Genomic DNA, 16,590 nt, shown 5'->3' on the forward strand with positions numbered 1-16,590 from the left:
TGCCTCTGGTCAGCGCTTTTGCCCCGCACCCGGCCGGTACGGCCATCCGTCCGACGACAAGCGTCACGGGATTCGTCCTCGCCCTTAGGCCCACCGAAGGCGGAGGCACCCCCCGTGAACCCCACCCCTGGCTCCGTGCCGGGCACCGACAGCCCGGCCCGCACCACCCCCGGTCCGCGCCCCGACTCCTCCCGCCGCAGCCTGCTGCGCGCCGGCGGCATCGGCGGCCTGCTGGCCGCCGCGACCGGCACCGTGGTCGCCGCCGGTTCCGGCACCGCGCACGCCGACAGCGCCCCCAAGAGCGCCCCGCTGAGCGCGGGCACCGTCGCCGAGCTGCTCGCCCTCGACCCGGGCAAGCTCGCCGACGGCGTGCTCGCCGCGGTCGCCGGCTACCGCACGCCCGGCGACGGCGGGGGCATGCTCACCCGCTGGGACGCCGGTTCCACCGCCGCCGCCAACGGCGGCACGGTCCTGGCACCGGGCACGGCCGGCAAGGGCCGCTGGCTCATGGTCCACGACGGCCTCCTGGACTTCCGCCAGTTCGGCCTGTTCGGCACCTCCGCCCCGGCCGACGCCGCGCTCGACGCCATGATGGGCGACCCCGCCGTGCACCGGATCGAGGCGCACACGGACCTGAACTTCACCAAGCGCCACACCTTCTCCCGCTCCCGGATCGAGCTGGACTTCGGCGGCAACCGGGTCACCACCGACGGGATCGAGAAGAACGCCTACAACAACCCCTTCGGCGCGGTCCTGTACTTCCTCGGCAAGGTCACGGACACCACCGTGAAGTCGAAGCTGTCGGCCGCCATGCCCGACCTCGCGGACGTCTTCGAGGTGCCGGACTCCCGGGCCTTCGCGCTCGGCCAGTGGTGGAGCGTGGAGATCGACGCGGCCCCGGGCACGGGCCTGTACGAGAAGGAGGTGCAAAAGCTCGTCCAGGTCACCGGGATCGTGGACGGCACGCACATCCGGGTCAACTACAAGATCGGCTGGGACCTCGCCGCCGGGCGCACCTTCACCTGGACCCGCGTCGAGCCCGTCGAGCGCGTCCACGTCCGCAACATGGTCTTCGAGGGCGTGCCCGGCGTCGCCGACAACGACACCGAGACCGGCTCGCACCCGGTCGCTTACGAGTACGCCGTCTCCTGCGACGTCTCCGGCATCGACGCCACCGGCACCTTCTGGCCGGTCGTGATGCGCCGCTGGTGCACGTACTTCCGCACGTCCGAGTGCCGGCTGAAGAACCCGGCCTCCGTCACGTACGGCGGCGCGGGCTACCTCACCCAGCAGATCTACTGCCTGTACGGCCACGTCGAGGACTGCCACGTCGCCAACGCCCGGCACCTCAACGACTGGACGGCCTCCGCCTACGGCTACGTCACCAACTGCCACGGCGACGGCGACGACCAGGGCCCCTTCGTCACGCACGGGCAGTTCGAGCACGACCTGACCTTCACCGGCAACTCCGGCCTGATGACCTTCGCCAACTCCGGCGCGGCATGGGGCGGCGCGGCCAAGCGCGTCACGGTGCGGCGGCACGCCTGCTCGTGGTTCGTGGCCAGGACGAACGTCACCGACCTGACGCTGGAGGACATGCTCGTCATCGGCAACTCCCAGCCCGGCTCCGGGATGATCTGGGTCAACGCCGACGGCGCCCAGCTGCGCGGCTGCGTCGCGTCCGGGCCGCTGGTGGTGTCGCAGTCCTCGCACCGCTCGCAGCGGCCCACGGTGATCGCCGACTCCGCCTTCACCCAGGGCAAGGCGTCCGAGGTCACCGCGGCCAACGTGAGCGCGGACGTGCACCTGCTGCGCGTCACGCTGAAGGGCCTGGACGGCGCGCAGTTCAACGGCACCGGCGGCCTGGTGCTGGACCACTGCACCTTCACCGGCGCGGGGGACGGCGCGGCGCCCAGCACCGTCGCGCACGCCGACACCGCCGTGCACGGCGGCACCTTCACCGGCACCGGCCTGCGGCTGAACTCCGCCAAGGACCAGCGGCTGTGGATCGACGGCGGCGCCCGCTTCAGCGGCGGCAACAGCGCCGGGGCCTACCTCGCCCGCGACACCGCGGGGCGCACCGTCACCTGGCAGCTGGACGGCGCCGACTTCCGCGCCCCCGACGCGAAGACCGCGCACGTCCTGCTGACCGACGGCGTCAACCGCTACCGGGCGACCGGCAGCGCCTTCACCGGCGGCAGTCTGCGGCTCGCGCCCGCCGCGTTCACGGGCGGCAGCCACCTGCTGATCACCGGCTGCACCGAGGACGGCGTGGCACGCGCGGCCATGCCGGCCGAGGGCGACCGCGTCCAGCACACCGCGGGCAACCTGCTCCTCCCCGCCTGACGCACCGCCCCGCCCACCGCCCCACCCCCTTCTTTCCGTACCGCACGGGCCGGCCCCCGGGCCCGCCCGTCCACCACACCACCGTGAGGGAGACATGGCCACCGACTTCGCCACCAGCGCCGCCACCGGCGGCCCGGCCGGGGACCGGCCCGTGCGGATCGCCCTGGTGGGCGCCGGGAACCGCGGGCTGACGTACGCCTCGTGGATCCGCGACCACCCCGAACGCGCCCGCGTCACCGCCGTCGCCGATCCGCGGCCCGGGGCGCGCGCCCTCGTACCCGGCGCCACCGGGTACGACGGCTGGCGCGAGCTGCTCGCCGCCACCGCGGCGAACGGCGGACCGCTGGCCGACGGCGTGATCGTGGCCACCCAGGACCGCGACCACGCCGAACCGGTGCTCGCCCTCGCCGAGGCCGGCTACGCGATCATGACCGAGAAGCCGCTCGCCCCCACCGAGGCCGAGTGCCGCGCCATCGTGGAGGGCGTCGAGGCCACCGGCGTGCCCTTCGCCGTCTGCCACGTCATGCGCTACACGCCCTACACCGACCTGGTGAAAAGCGTCGTGGACAGCGGCGTGCTGGGCACGGTCACCGGCCTGGACCACCTGGAGCCGGTCGGCTGGTGGCACTACGCGCACTCCTACGTCCGCGGCCCGTGGCGCCGCGAGGACCTGTCGTCGCCGATGATCCTCGCCAAGTCCTGCCACGACCTGGACTGGATCGCGTACGTCACCGGCCGCCGGATCGAGACGGTCGCGAGCTTCGGCTCGCTCCAGCACTTCCGGCCCGGGAACGCCCCCGCGGGCGCCGGCGACACCTGCCTGTCCTGCGCGGCCGAACCGGGCTGCCCCTACTCCGCTCCCAAGCTCTACTACCCCGCGCTGCGCCGCACCGGCGGCGCCTGGCCCATCGACCACGTCACCTCCCGCGCCACCGGCCCGGACGACGAGGACGTGCTCACCGAGGCGCTGCGCACCGGCCCCTACGGGCGCTGCGTCTACTCCTGCGACAACGACGTGGTGGACAACCAGGTCGTCGCGATGAAGCTGTCCGGCGGTGCCACCGCCGTCTTCACCATGACCGCCTTCACCGAGCAGACCCACCGGCAGACCCGGATCTTCGGCAGCCACGGCTGGCTGCGCGGCGACGGCGAGCGCGTCGTCGTCCACGACTTCCGGGACGACTCCACGGTGGTCCGCGACATCGGCGACCTCGGCTCCAACGCCGCGGACGGCCACGGCGGCGGCGACTCCGCCCTCGTCGGGGCCTTCGTCACCGCGCTCGCCACCGGCGACCGCTCCCACATCCGCTCCGGCCCCGCCGACTCGCTCGGCAGCCACCTCGCGGCCTTCGCCGCGGAGCGCTCCCGGCACCACGGCACCGTCGAGACCGTGCCGTCCCGGTGAGCGCACCCTCCAGGACACGAACGAGCACCACCCTCCCCCGAAAGCGAGACACCCCGTGAGACGCCGCAGCACCGCCGCCCTCGCCACCGCCGCCGCCCTGTGCGCCACCGCCGCCCTCGCCGGGTGCGGCTCCGGCAGCGGCTCCGGCTCGTCCTCGAAGAAGACCGTCACCACCTGGGTCTATCCGGTGATCAACGACCCGAAGGCCAACGACGCCTACTGGAACGGCCTGGTCAAGGGCTTCGAGAAGGCCAACCCGGGCATCACCGTGAAGGTCTCCACCTACCCCTGGGCCAACCGCGACACCGCCCTGACCACCGCGCTCGCGGCCGGCAAGGGCCCGGACGTGGCCTACCTGATCCCCGACCAGCTGCCCGCCTACCAGCGCAACCTGATCCCCGCCGACCAGTGGATGACGGCGAAGGACAAGGCGGCCCTGCGCCCCTCCGCGCTCAAGGCCGTGACGGTGGACGGCAAGCCGTACGCGGCGCCCGTGCTGATGTCGACCTACCCGATGCTGTGCGACAAGAAGGTCTTCGACGCGATCGGCGAGACCTCCTACCCCACCACCTGGGACCAGCTGGCGGCCCTCGCCCCCGCGCTCAAGGCCAAGGGCTTCTACGCCACCAGCTACAGCGGCGACACCACCGCGACGCTCAACATGACCTTCTACCCCCTGCTGTGGCAGGCCGGCGGCGACGTCTTCTCCTCCGACGGGACCAAGGCCGCCTTCAACAGCGACGCCGGTGTCAAGGCGCTGACCTGGCTCAAGACCTTCGTCGACAACGGCTGGACGCCCAAGGACCTGATCACCACCACCCCGCAGATCGAGCAGACGGACCTGGCGAAGAACAAGGTCGCCTGCACGTGGCAGAACACCGCGGCCGAGGTCGAGCCGTTCTGGGGCAAGGACAACATCGTGGTCGGCCCGGCGCTGACGGGTACGACCGCGGCGGCGTACGGCACCGTCGGCACGCTGGCGATGTTCAAGAGCGCGGGCCGGGACGCGGCCGGCAAGTGGATCTCCTACGTCACCCAGCCGGCGAACTCGGCGGGGCTCCAGAAGCCCGGCGGCTACTTCCCGCCGCGTACCGACGCCGCCCCGCTCTACCCCGGTGACCAGCACCAGGAGGCCACCGAGAAGGTGCTGGAGAGCACCGACGTCGGCCCGCTCAACAAGGCCTCGCGCGACGTGATGGGCGTGCTCGCCCCGCAGCTGCAGGCCGCGCTGCTCGGAAAGACCAGCCCGAAGAAGGCGCTGGACGACGCGGCGCAGGCCGCCGACCAGATCATCGCCCGCAAGCGCTGAGCGTCCCGCCGGCCCGCAGCCCGTCCCCGAACTCCCGTCTCCCGTCCCCCCGAAGGAGGTCCCGTGGCCGCAGTCGCGGAATCCCGTTCCCGCCCCCGCAGCACGCCGGAGCCCGTCCGGCGCGGGCCGCACGCCCGCCGGGAGGCCCGTGTCGGGCTGCTGTTCGTGCTGCCCTGCTTCCTGCTCTTCCTGGCCTTCCGGTTCGGGCCGGGCGTCGCCGGGCTCGTGCTCGGCTTCACCGACTACACGATCGGGGACAGCACCCACTTCACCGGCCTGGACAACTTCCAGCGGATGGTGCACGACCCTCTGTTCTGGTCGTCGATGAAGGTGACGGTGGTCTACAGCGTCATCGCCGTGCCGTTCACGATCGCGGCGTCGCTGGGGCTCGCGCTGCTCACGCGGCGTGCGTTCCGCGGCTCCAGGCTCTTCCGGTCCATCTTCTTCCTGCCCGTGGTCACCAGCCTGATCCTGGCGTCCACCGTCTTCATCTGGATCTTCTCCACCAAGGGCCCGTGGTCCGGGCTGATGGGGCTGCTCGGGCTGCCCGAGCAGTCCTGGCTCACCGACTCCGCCCTCGTGCTGCCGGCCCTGGCCCTGGTCGGCATCTGGTCGCGCTGCGGCTACGGCATGCTCATCCTGCTCGCGCGGCTCCAGGACGTGCCGCGCGAGCTGGAGGAGGCCGCCCTCATGGACGGCGCCGGGCCCTTCCAGCGCTTCCGCCACATCGTGGCCCCGCAGCTGAAGCCGGCGTTCTTCTTCCTCGCGGTGATCGAGACGACCAACAGCTTCCAGATCTTCGACGCCGTGTACGTGATGACCGGCGGCGGACCCGCCAACGCCAGCTACAGCCTCGTGTACCAGCTCTACGACGCGGGCTTCAAGTACTCCGACCTCGGCTACGCGAGCGCGCTCGGCTGCGTGCTGTTCGTCATGACGGTCGTCGTGGCGCTCGTGCAGCGCATGGTGCTCGGAAAGGAGAAGTGACCATGGCCCGGGACAGGTTCCAGGACGTCGTACCCCGGGCGCTGCGGCCCGGCAGGACCGGACTCGCGGTGCGGGCGGTGCTGCTGACCGTCGCCTCGCTCGCGACCGTCTTCCCGTTCTACGCGATGATCGTGCTGTCGCTGAAGCCCGGCGCCGCCGTGGAGCTGCCCGGCAGCCTGCTGCCGTGGCACCTGAGCGGCTCCTCCTACAGCGCGGTGCTCGACGCGCAGGACGTGCCGCGCTGGCTGCTCAACACCCTGGTCTACTCGGTGGTGTCGGTGGTCGGCGTGCTCGCCCTGGCGTCGCTCGCCGGCTACGCCTTCGCCAAGAAGCGCTTCCGCGGCCGGGAGACGATGTTCTGGTCGTTCCTGTCGATGGTGATGGTGCCCTACCACGTCACGATGATCCCGACGTTCATCATGATGGCGAAGCTCGGCGGTGTGGACACGTACTGGGGCCTGATCATCCCGACCCTCGCCAACGCCCAGGCGGTCTTCCTCATGCGGCAGTTCATCCGCGACCTGCCCGACGAGATGTTCGAGGCGGCCCGGCTGGACGGCTGCGGCGAGCTGCGGATCTTCGTCAGCCTCGTGCTGCCGCTGCTCAAGCCGATCCTCGCCACGCTCGGGACGTTCGTCTTCCTGTGGCACTGGAACGACTTCCTGTGGCCGCTCATCATGGGCCAGAGCAGCGACATGCGCACCCTCACCGTCGGCATCGCCTCCCTCCAGCAGCAGCAGGTGCCGCTCAGCCAGGTGCTCGCCGGATCGGTGATCGCCTTCGTCCCCATCTTCGCCGCCTACCTCGCGGGCCAGCGCTACTTCACCGAAGGCGTCACCGGCTCGGCCGTCAAAGGATGACCCCGCACATGACCCACCCGACCCCACTCCCTCCCGCCCCCGCATTCCCCGCGGACGAGCAGCAGTTGGAGGACCTCCTCGCCACCCCCTCGCCGGCGCTGGTCGCCGACGCCGCCCGGCTGGACGGCGACCTGGTGATCCTCGGCGCCGGCGGCAAGATGGGCCCCAGCCTCGCCCGGCTCGCCCGCCGCGCCCTGGACGCCGCGGGCCGCACCGACCTCGCCGTGCACGCGGTGTCGCGCTGGTCGGACCGCGCCGCCGCCGAGGCGCTCGCCGCCGACGGCGTCCGCCCGGTCACCGCCGATCTGCTCGACGGCGACCCGGCCGCCCTGCCCGAGGCCGGCAACGTCGTCTTCATGGTCGGCGCCAAGTTCGGCTCCGCCGGCAACCCCGCGCACGCCTGGGCCGTCAACGCCGCACTGCCGGACCGGATCGCCCGCCGCTACCGGGACGCCCGGATCGCCGCCTTCTCCACCGGCAACGTCTACCCCCTGGTCGACACCGCCTCGGCCGGCTCCGCCGAGACCGACCCCGTGGGCCCGGTCGGCGAGTACGCCATGTCCTGCCTGGGCCGCGAGCGCGTCTTCGGCTACCACGCCGCCGTCCACGACACCCGGGTCGCGCTGCTGCGGCTGAACTACGCCGTCGACCTGCGCTACGGCGTGCTCGCCGACATCGCCGCGGCCGTGCAGGCGGGCGAGCCGGTCGACGTGACGACCGGTCACGTCAACGTCGTGTGGCAGGGCTACGCCAACGAGGTCGCGCTGCGCGCACTGCTGCACGCCCACGAGGAGGTCTTCACCCTCAACCTGACCGGCCCCGAGACGGCCTCGGTGCGGCGGCTGGCCGGCCTGTTCGCCGCGGAGTTCGGCGCCGAGCGCGAGGGCGCGGTGACGGCCGGCACCGAGTCCGGCACCGCGCTGCTGTCCGACGCGAGCCACTGCCACGCGCTCTTCGGCTACCCGCCGGTGTCCCTGCGCACCCTCGTCGGCTGGCAGGCGGAGTGGCTGCGCCGCGGGCTCCCGCTGTCCGGCCGCCCGACCAAATTCCACGTCCGCGACGGAAGGTTCTGACCCGCCGTGTCCCTCCCCACACCCGCCGCCGTCCCCGCCGCCGAAGCGGCCGCCGACCCGCTGGCACTGCTCGCCGCCGGTACGGTCATCCCCGCCCACCCCCTCGCGCTGGACGCCGGGCGCCGCCTCGACGAACGCCGCCAGCGCGCGCTGACCCGCTACTACCTGGCCTCCGGCGCCGGCGGCATCGCGGTCGGCGTCCACACCACGCAGTTCGCCGTCCGGGACGCCGGGGTCGACCTGCTGCGCCCCGTCCTCGCGCTCGCCGCCGAGACCGCCGACCGGGAGGCCGGGCGCCCGGTCGTGAAGGTCGCGGGCGCCTGCGGTTACACCGCGCAGGCCGTCGCCGAGGCCACCCTCGCCGCCGAACTGGGCTACGACGCGGTGCTGCTGAGCCCCGCCGTGCCCGGCGCCGACGAGGCCGGGCTGCTGGACCGCGCCCGGGCGGTCGGCGAGGTGCTGCCCGTCATCGGCTTCTACCTCCAGGACGCCGTCGGCGGCCGCTACCTCTCCCCCGCCTTCTGGCGGGCCTTCGCCGAACTGCCCTCGGTCGTCGCCGTCAAGACCGCCCCCTTCGACCGCTACCGCACCGCCGAGGTCATCGCCGCGGTCGGGGCGAGCGACCGGGCCGACGAGGTCGCCCTCTACACCGGCAACGACGACGCGATCCTGAACGACCTGCTCACCCCGTACCGCACCCCCGGCGGCGACCTGAAGTGGTTCGCGGGCGGTCTGCTCGGCCAGTGGGCGGTGTGGACCCGCGGCGCGGTCGCGCTGCTGGAAGAGGTACGGGCGGCGCGGGCCGGCGACCACGCCCTGATGACCGACCTGCTGCGCCGGGCGCCCCAGCTCAGCCAGGCCAACGCCGCGGTCTTCGACGTCCGCAACGCCTTCCGCGGCTGCATCCCCGGCGTCCACGAGGTGCTGCGTCGCCAGGGCCTGCTGGAGGGCACCTGGTGCCTGGACCCGGACGAGCGGCTCTCCCCCCGCCAGGCGGAGGAGATCGCCGCCGTCGCGGCGGCGTACCCGTGGCTCACCGACGACGACTTCGTGGCGGAGCACCGCGATGACTGGCTCCGCTGAGGCCCCGCGCGCAGTGGTCGCGGTGCCCGCACGGCTGCGCGCGCAGTTCTTCACGCCCGCCGCGTGGCGCCGGCTGGAGCTGCTGGCCGACGTCACCGTGGTCGAGGACCACTCCGACCCGGCCGCGCTCGCCGCCGCCCTCGCCGGCGCCGAGATCCTGGTGACCGCGTGGGGCACCGCCCGGCTGGACGCCGCCCTGCTCGAACGGGCCCCGCGGCTGCGGCTGGTGGCCCACACCGGAGGCGCCGTCAGCCCGTACGTGACCGGCGCCGTCCTCGACCGCGGGGTGCGCGTCACGCAGGCCGGGGCGGCGATGGCCCGCCCGGTCGCCGAGGTCGCCCTCACCTTCACGCTGGCGCTGCTGCACCGCGTCCACCGCTTCACCCACGCCCTGCACGCGGGCCTTCCCTGGGAGGAGGCCTCGGCCGCGCCCGAGCGCCACGAGATCGGCGGCTGCCCGGTCGGCGTCGTCGGCGCCTCCCGCACGGGCCGCGCGTACGTCGCGCTGGCCCGCGCCCTGGGCGCCGACGTGAGCGTCTACGACCCGTACCTGACCGCACAGGACGCCCGGGCCCTCGGCGTACGCGCCACGGACCTGGACGACCTGCTGGCGACCAGCCGCGTCGTCGCCGTCCACGCTCCCGCCCTCCCGGAGACCCACCACCTGCTGGCCGCCCGCGAACTCGCCCTGATGCCGGACGGCGCGGGTCTGGTGAACACGGCCCGCTCCTGGCTCGTCGACGAGGCCGCCCTGCTGGCGGAACTGCGCACCGGCCGCCTCGACGCGGCTCTCGACGTCTTCGACGCCGAACCCCTCCCCCCGGACCACGCCTTCCGCACCCTGCCCAACGTGCTGCTGACCCCGCACCAGGCGGCGGCGACGGCCGAGGGCCGCCAGGCTCTGGGCGACAGCACGGTCGCCGAGATCGCCCGCCACCTGCGCGGCGAGCCGCTGCTCCACGCGGTGGGACGCGAGGCGCTGGAGCGGGTGGAGTAGCCGGCCCGTCCCGGACGCGGCGCTCAGCTCGTGCGGGGGATCCAGTCGCTGTACCCCGGCGGGTAGTCGTAGCCGGGACGGTTGACGTCGGCGCTGGTACGGAAGGGGGTGCCGTCGTTGCTGACGCGGACGGTGCCGTGCCGCCCGCCGCTCGACCAGTCGAGGGTGAGGTCCCAGCGGACGTCGTGCGCCCTGGTGCGGGCGGTGACGTAGAAGACCTCGGGATCGGACTCGGTGACGCTGTACGGGAAGTCGCGCTGGCCGTTCCTGACCGTGACGGTGGGGCTGCCGCTGTCCAGGTCGGTGAAGAAGGACGCGCTCTCGACGTCGCCGCCGCAGCCAGAACCCATCGCGTAGTCGTTCCAGGCGAGCGGCGCGTTCCTGGACTCGATGCGCACGTGCAGCGCCTCGAGGACGACCGTCTGCGCGCCGGTGCCCTGGACGGTGAGAGCGACCCGCTGCTCGTCGGAGGCGACGGCCCCGTAGGCTGCGGCCCAGCGCGGCGCGTTCTCCTCGTTGGCGGGCGGCCCCATCTGCGCGGGTTCGCTGTCGACGAGGAAGTGCTGGCTGCACGGGTTGTCGTAGACGTACGCACGGGTGCGGACGGTGATCGGTACCGCGGTGCCGCCGTCGGCGGGCGCGGCGGAGGTGCCCGGGGCCGGGCTGCTCGGCTCGGCGGAGGCGACGGCCGCCTTCCGGTGGGGGGACGCGCTCGGGCCGCGGGTCGGTGGACTCGGCGTCTCCGGCGTGGGGGTCGCTTGCGGGGCGGAGGCCGCGACCGCCTTCTGCTTCCCCGCGTCGCCCGGGTCCTGCTCGCCGCTCCCCGCGCCGCCCGCCCACGGCGGGTGCACCGCGAGCCCGACGGCCACCAGCACGGCCGCGGCGGCGGAGGCGGCCAGCACCGAGCGTCGCCGCCGCGGCGCGGCGGGCCCGCCCGTCACGCTGACGACGACCGGCTCGTCCGGGCCGGACGGCGCGTCCGGCCCGGCAGGTGCGCCGGTTGCGCCGGGCGCGGCAGAGGCGTCCGGCCCGGCGGGAGCATCCGGGGTCGTGGAGGCATCCGGCCCGGCGGGAGCGTCCGGGGTCGTGGCCGCAGGTGCCTCGCCGGGAGCGGCCGTCTCAGGGCCGCCGGCCGCGAGGACCGCGCCGGGGCGGCCGTCCCGGTTCCTGCGCCGCTCCTGCGCCGCCGCCCGGGCCGCGTCCGCCAGGACCCAGTGGCGGTGCAGCTCCACCAGTTCCCGGGGCGACGCCTTGCAGACCCGTGCGAGGCGCTCCACCGGCGCGTAGTCGTTCGGGAACGCGGTGCCGTTGCAGTAGCGGTGCAGCGTCGACGTGCTCATGTGCAGCCGTCTCGCCAGCGTCCCGTAACTGAGCCCCGAGCGGTCCTTGAGCTCGTGCAGCAGCGTCGCGAACCGCTCCGCGGGCCCGTCTTCCGCCGCTCCTGCCACGTGTTCCTCCATCGGACAGCGTCCCCCCGTGTCCCGTTCCGGCGTTCCAACCTCGTCCAACGCGCCCTGGTCAGAGCCCGTTTCGCCGTTCCAGTATCCCCAACTGCCCGGCGGGCGTGGCGACCGGGACGGATCACCGGACACGCTCCTGGCATCCGAGCAGCACACCACCGCCACCAGTGAAAGAGGTCCGCACCATGACCGGCATCCGCACCTCCCGCGTCCGGCTCGCCGCCGCTGCCGCGTCCGTCGCCGTCGCCGCGCTCTCCCTGACCGCGTGCGGCGACGACGGAACGGGCCCGCGCGCGGCGAAGACGGCGACGAACGCCTCCACGGCGCCCACCACCGCCCCGGCCCCGTCCGCCTCCCCCTCCACGGCGGACGCCACGCCGACCACCGCGCCCGGCAGCCCCGGCCGACAGGGGTCCGCCGCCCCGAAGGCGGCACCGAAGAGCACCACCGCCAAGGCGCCGGCCTCGTCCCGCAAGCCGGTCACGTGCGAGGGCTCCGACACCAGGACGGTCGCGGCACCACTGAACCGCCCCGTGAACCACATGCTGCTCACCGTCACCAACACCGGCAGCACGACCTGCTACCTCTACGCCTACCCGGCGCTCCAGTTCACCGGAGCCCAGGCCGTGCCGCCGGTCATCGACGACTCCCACCCCCAGGCCGTCGTGACCCTCCGCCCCGGAGAGTCCGGCTACGCCTCGGTGACGCTGGCCGCCGCCGACGGCAGCGGACAGGACGGCTACACCGCCAAGACCCTCACGGTCCACTTCTACGGCCGGTCCGGCACCGAGAGCACCGGCGCCGCCGCCCACCCGCCGCTGCCCGCGAAGGGCCTGTACATCGACAGCACCCTCAGGACCACCTACTGGCAGCAGACGATGGACGACGCCCTGAACTGGTGACGCCCCGGCCGGAGCCGCGCAACGCCGGGCACCGGCCCGGTGAGACGGTCGAGGTGATCGCCCGGATGACGGCCGTCCCCGGGCGCGTCGTGCCGCGCGCCCTCGACGCCGGACTCCTCCGTGGGGACCTGCGCCCCGAGGACCTCGTCCGCATCGCCCGCGGCGCAGGCACGCCGCCCTCTTCCTCAAGGGCGTCTGCCGCCGGGAGCCCCGCTCACGGGAGGCCGGTCCTCCCGGCGGCGATGCCGCTCCGGCGCTGCTCTTCGGGGCCCGGCGGGCGGATCGGCGGCAGCCCGTTCGGCGGCTGCCACGGGCCGCTCAGGCCACGAGCAGCCGCAGGCCCAGTTCCGCCGCCTCCAGCGCCGCCAGGTCGCGGTTGCGCTCCGCCCAGCGGCCCGAGGTGAGGTCGGCGCGCAGGGCCTCGACCGCGCGGTGCTCGGCCTCGGGGCCGACCCGCGCCCAGACCGAGACCGCGCGGCGGACGTGCTCCTCCAGGTAGGCCTCGGGGCGGCGCCAGTAGGCCTCGAAGAAGCCGTCGGTGCAGTCCCAGGGGACGAGGACGGGCTCGGCGTGGCCGCCGACCGCGGCGGTCAGCTCGGAGAAGGACGGCCAGTGGACCAGGATGTCGGCGAATTCCGGCAGGTAGTCGCGGGAGAGCCAGAAGCGGTCGTGCCAGCCGGGGCTGCTCGCGTCGTACGTGAGCACCACCACCCGGCGGGCGACGCGCCGCATCTCGCGCAGCCCGGCGACGGCGTCCTGCCAGTGGTGGACGGTGCTGACCGCCATCGCCGCGTCGAAGGACCCGTCCTCGAAGGGCAGGCTCTCCGCCGCGGCGGCCACGCACGGCGCCGCGCCCGCGGGCCGCTGCGCCCGCATGACGGCGGACGGCTCCACGGCCGTGACCTCGCGGTCGGCGGGCTCGTAGGAGCCCGTGCCCGCCCCGACGTTCAGCACCGTCCGGGCGTCCCCGAGCGCCTCCCAGATCTGCGCGGCGATCCGCGGCTCGGTGCGCCGCGTCGCCGGGTAGCCGGACCCGATCCTCTCGTACAACTGCGCCCCGAACGCCTGCAGTTGCTCCTCCGGTGTGGTCTTGATCCCCATGGCGCGTGCCTCCAGTTCCCGGTCGATGGCCCTGACGGTGGCGGCGGCCCGGTCGCGCTGCTCCAGCAGCAGCCCGCGCAGCCGGTGCAGATGCGCGACGGCGTCGGTGCCGGGGTCGTCGACGAGGTCGGCGATCTCCCGCAGCCCGAACCCGAGCCGCCGGTACCCCAGCACCTCCCGCAGCCGCTCCACGTCCGCCGCCGCGTAGGCCCGGTAGCCCGCCGCCGTCCGGGCGGACGGCCGCACGAGCCCGATCTCGTCGTAGTGGTGCAACGTGCGCACGCTGACTCCGGTCAGCCCGGCCACGCGCCCCACGGTCAGGAGTTCTTCCACGCCCCCGACCATGCGGCATGACGCCGCGTGAGGGTCAAGGGCCTCCGGAGAGGCCGCCTCGAACGGCAGGGGCGGCCGGCGGCGCTCGTCGCGCCGCCGGCCGCCCCTGGAGTGCGGGTGCGGGTGTGTCAGTTGACGGTGAAGTAGTAGTACCTGGTGGCAAGCTGCGTACCGTCCGCCAAGGTTGCGTCGACGGTCAGCGAGGTGAAGCCGCTCTCCTCCGGAGTCCAGGTGACGCGCGCTGCGTGGCCGAGGCCGGCCTTGACGGTGACGGGCTCGCCGTAGTTGAAGGAGTACGTGTAGCTCACCACGTGCGGGACCTTCGGGGTGAAGGTGAAGGCCCCCGGGACACCGACGCCGCCGCCCGACGCGTCCTCGGGGTAGACGTCCGAGGTCACGGTGGTCTCGGTGTCGAAGCTGCCGCTCCAGCCGCCCTCGTCGCTGACCCACCCGTTGGCGCTCGTGCTGCTCACAAGCACGTCTTCCTCGCCGTAGATGCCATCCAGCTTGAGCGTGATCCTGGCGCTGCCGTCCTCGTCCGCGGGCACCTCGACGGTCTGGTCGTGCTGCCCGCCCAGGGTCCGAACGGTGTAGCTCACGGTCGGGCTCTTGGCCTGGAGCTGGGCGTTGGGCGTGAACCGGAAGGTTGCGGGCTCGTCGAAGGCCGGGTTGGCCGGCGGTGTCACCGTCGGCACCTGCGAGGTGAGGCGGAAACCGTACGTGGCCTCGTCGAACGAGCGGGTGCCGGCCCGGTCCAGGCTCACCACGTGGAGTGTCACCGGACCGAAGCCGGCCGGCGGGATCAGGCTCACCGTGGCGGAGCCGCCGAGGTGGTCGGCGCGCACGTAGTACCTGCTGTCCGCGTACGGGTCCGACGGCTGCGGGACTGCATGCTCACCGAAACCCACGACATGGACGGGGAGCGGGTCCTGCCAGGCGAACTCGTAGCCTTCGACGTCGTCCACGCCGTTGGCGTCGAAGGTGAACCGGACGGGGTCGCCACCGTCGGAGATCTGGTCCTGCGGGTAGTTGTCCGAGGTGACGGCCGGGGGCGTGGACGGCCTGGTGTTGTCGGCGACGAAGTAGCACGGGGCCGACCAGTCCGAAGCGGCCGTTCCCGCCACGGTCCGCGCCTGCCAGGCGTAGGCCTGGCCGTCGGTCAGCGCGGAGACCGGCACGGTGACCCAGCCTTCGTTGCCGAGGACAGCTGTCCCCAGGATCAGGCTGGTGACCCGCGCCGGGTCGGCCACCGGGTGGACCTGGAACTCCTCGGTGGCGGTCACCGTCGGCATGCCCTCGTCGCCGATGAGCGCCGGGATGCCCTCCAGCTCGACGCCCCCGTTCCCCGACAGGTACGCGGGCGCGGCCGGGTCGGTCGAGCAGGCCCTGTAGCCGTTGAAGAGTTCGGTGGGTGTCGTCGGCGTCCCGCCGGTCGCCACCGCCTGCGGGGCCGCGAGCAGTGCCAGCCCGAGAGCACCCCCCGCTGCCACGCCCGCACGCGTACGTGCTCGCCATGAGCTTCTCATATGTTTTCCCTCCCCAATCGTGCCCGCCGCGGCGCACGACCGTGCACCGGCCCGCGGGCCCCGACGCATGCTACGAGGCGAAAGGCCTGCTCGCAGCACCATTTCGCTCCAGCTCAGCGCCCGTCCGCCGCGGGCAGTTCGACGGTCGCGCGCAGGCCGCCGCCGGGGCGCGGGGTGAGGGTGAGGGTGCCGTCGTGGACCCGGGTGATGGTCTCGGCGATCGCCAGGCCGAGGCCCGTGCCCGGGTGGTCGCTGCGCACGCGGTCGGTGGCGCGGCGGAAAGGTTCGGTGAGGGTCGCGACCAGGTGCGGGGGGAGGGGGTCACCGGTGTTCTCGACGGTGAGGCGGACGCCCCGGGGGTGGGCGGTGGCGGTCGTGGTGACGTGGACGGTGCCGCCGTCCGGGAGGTTGTGGACGATCGCGTTGTGGACGAGGTTCGTGGTCAGTTGCTGCAGGAGTGCGGGCGATCCGCTCGCGGTGGCGATCCCGCCGGAGGTTTCGAGGGTGACGCCGAGCCGCTCGGCGAGGGGCAGGAGCGTCTCGGCGGCCTCCTCCGCGAGCAGCGACAGGTCGACCGGCTCCGGGGTGAAGGACCGCTGCTCGGCGCGGCTGAGCAGGAGGAGCGCCTCGGTGAGATCGATCGCCCGGGTGTTGACGGTGTGGAGGCGGTCGAGGATCTCGCCGGTGTCGCGGTCGGGGTCGGTGCGGGCCACGTCGATGAGGGCCTGGGAGATCGCCAGCGGGGTGCGCAGCTCGTGCGAGGCGTTGGCGGCGAACCGCCGCTGCTCGGCAACGTGCGCTTCGAGGCGTTCGAGCATCGCGTCGAAGGCGTCGGCCAGTTCGCGGAATTCGTCGTTGCGGCCGGGCAGCCGGATGCGGTGCGCGAGGGTGCCGCCCGTGGCCGTACGGGTCGCCTCCGTGATCCGGGTCAGCGGGGCGAGCATGCGCCCGGCGAGGAACCATCCGCCTGCCAGGCCGAAGAGCAGCAGGAGCGCCATGACGGCGGCGGCCCGCGGGGCGAATACGTCCAGCAGCCGGGAGCGGATGGGGAAGACGCCGTGCCTGGTGGGGGTACCGCCGGGGACGATGAGGGCGCGCTCGGGGACGTACCGGAGGAGGAACAGCCACACGGCGGCGAGCAGCAGGGCGCCCGCGATCATGAGGAAACCCGCGTAGCTGAGGGTGAGCTTGAGGCGGACGCTCATGCC

At 73.7% G+C, this 16,590-nt stretch carries 13 protein-coding genes; 9 read left to right on the forward strand and 4 right to left on the reverse strand.

The window, feature by feature from the left end; genetic code table 11:
* Positions 1 to 417 precede the first annotated feature (417 nt).
* From ACH4SE_RS34025 to ACH4SE_RS34060, 8 genes are all read left to right on the forward strand, one after another.
* Positions 418 to 2,346, forward strand: coding sequence for a peptidase C14 (locus ACH4SE_RS34025; RefSeq protein WP_398547470.1), 1,929 nt, complete (start codon positions 418 to 420; stop codon positions 2,344 to 2,346).
* A 94-nt stretch (positions 2,347 to 2,440) separates the two neighbouring features.
* The gene (locus ACH4SE_RS34030) at positions 2,441 to 3,751 is read left to right on the forward strand and encodes a Gfo/Idh/MocA family protein (protein WP_398547429.1); all 1,311 of its coding nucleotides are present in this window, start codon (positions 2,441 to 2,443) and stop codon (positions 3,749 to 3,751) included.
* A 55-nt stretch (positions 3,752 to 3,806) separates the two neighbouring features.
* Positions 3,807 to 5,060, forward strand: a complete 1,254-nt coding sequence (locus tag ACH4SE_RS34035; RefSeq protein WP_398547430.1) for an extracellular solute-binding protein — start codon at positions 3,807 to 3,809, stop codon at positions 5,058 to 5,060.
* A 63-nt stretch (positions 5,061 to 5,123) separates the two neighbouring features.
* The gene (locus ACH4SE_RS34040; protein ID WP_398547431.1) at positions 5,124 to 6,047 is read left to right on the forward strand and encodes a carbohydrate ABC transporter permease; all 924 of its coding nucleotides are present in this window, start codon (positions 5,124 to 5,126) and stop codon (positions 6,045 to 6,047) included.
* Between the two features lie 2 nt (positions 6,048 to 6,049).
* Positions 6,050 to 6,907: a carbohydrate ABC transporter permease gene (locus ACH4SE_RS34045; RefSeq protein WP_398547432.1), complete on the forward strand. Its 858-nt coding sequence runs from the start codon at positions 6,050 to 6,052 to the stop codon at positions 6,905 to 6,907.
* Positions 6,908 to 6,915: 8 nt separating this feature from the next.
* Positions 6,916 to 7,980 carry an NAD-dependent epimerase/dehydratase family protein gene (locus ACH4SE_RS34050; RefSeq protein WP_398547433.1) on the forward strand — a complete coding sequence of 355 codons (1,065 nt, stop codon included), beginning with the start codon at positions 6,916 to 6,918 and terminating at the stop codon, positions 7,978 to 7,980.
* 6 nt (positions 7,981 to 7,986) lie between these two features.
* A complete protein-coding gene (locus tag ACH4SE_RS34055; RefSeq protein WP_398547434.1) occupies positions 7,987 to 9,063 on the forward strand; it encodes a dihydrodipicolinate synthase family protein in 1,077 nt (358 codons plus the stop codon).
* Positions 9,047 to 10,060: a hydroxyacid dehydrogenase gene (locus tag ACH4SE_RS34060; protein ID WP_398547435.1), complete on the forward strand. Its 1,014-nt coding sequence runs from the start codon at positions 9,047 to 9,049 to the stop codon at positions 10,058 to 10,060. Before ACH4SE_RS34055 ends, ACH4SE_RS34060 begins: the two co-directional genes overlap by 17 nt.
* Positions 10,061 to 10,083: 23 nt before the next feature.
* On the opposite strand, the gene ACH4SE_RS34065 is transcribed toward ACH4SE_RS34060, so the two are convergent.
* Positions 10,084 to 11,508 (reverse strand): helix-turn-helix domain-containing protein, encoded by a 1,425-nt coding sequence (locus ACH4SE_RS34065; RefSeq protein ID WP_398547436.1) that lies wholly within the window; start codon positions 11,506 to 11,508, stop codon positions 10,084 to 10,086.
* 197 nt (positions 11,509 to 11,705) lie between these two features.
* Here ACH4SE_RS34065 and ACH4SE_RS34070 point away from each other — a divergent pair, with 197 nt between their 5' ends.
* Positions 11,706 to 12,422 carry a DUF4232 domain-containing protein gene (locus ACH4SE_RS34070; protein ID WP_398547437.1) on the forward strand — a complete coding sequence of 239 codons (717 nt, stop codon included), beginning with the start codon at positions 11,706 to 11,708 and terminating at the stop codon, positions 12,420 to 12,422.
* Positions 12,423 to 12,740: 318 nt separating this feature from the next.
* Here the strand turns inward: ACH4SE_RS34070 and ACH4SE_RS34075 are convergent, their stop codons facing one another.
* The 3 genes from ACH4SE_RS34075 to ACH4SE_RS34085 form a co-directional block, all read right to left on the reverse strand.
* A complete protein-coding gene (locus tag ACH4SE_RS34075; RefSeq protein ID WP_398547438.1) occupies positions 12,741 to 13,868 on the reverse strand; it encodes a MerR family transcriptional regulator in 1,128 nt (375 codons plus the stop codon).
* A 116-nt stretch (positions 13,869 to 13,984) separates the two neighbouring features.
* Entirely contained in the window at positions 13,985 to 15,346 is a 1,362-nt protein-coding gene (locus tag ACH4SE_RS34080; RefSeq protein ID WP_398547439.1) for a hypothetical protein, read from the reverse strand.
* 149 nt (positions 15,347 to 15,495) lie between these two features.
* On the reverse strand, positions 15,496 to 16,587 hold the full coding sequence (locus ACH4SE_RS34085; RefSeq protein ID WP_398547440.1) for a sensor histidine kinase: 1,092 nt from the start codon (positions 16,585 to 16,587) through the stop codon (positions 15,496 to 15,498).
* Positions 16,588 to 16,590 lie beyond the last annotated feature (3 nt).

Source organism: Streptomyces sp. NPDC020983, assembly GCF_044333485.1.
GTDB lineage: Bacteria > Actinomycetota > Actinomycetes > Streptomycetales > Streptomycetaceae > Actinacidiphila.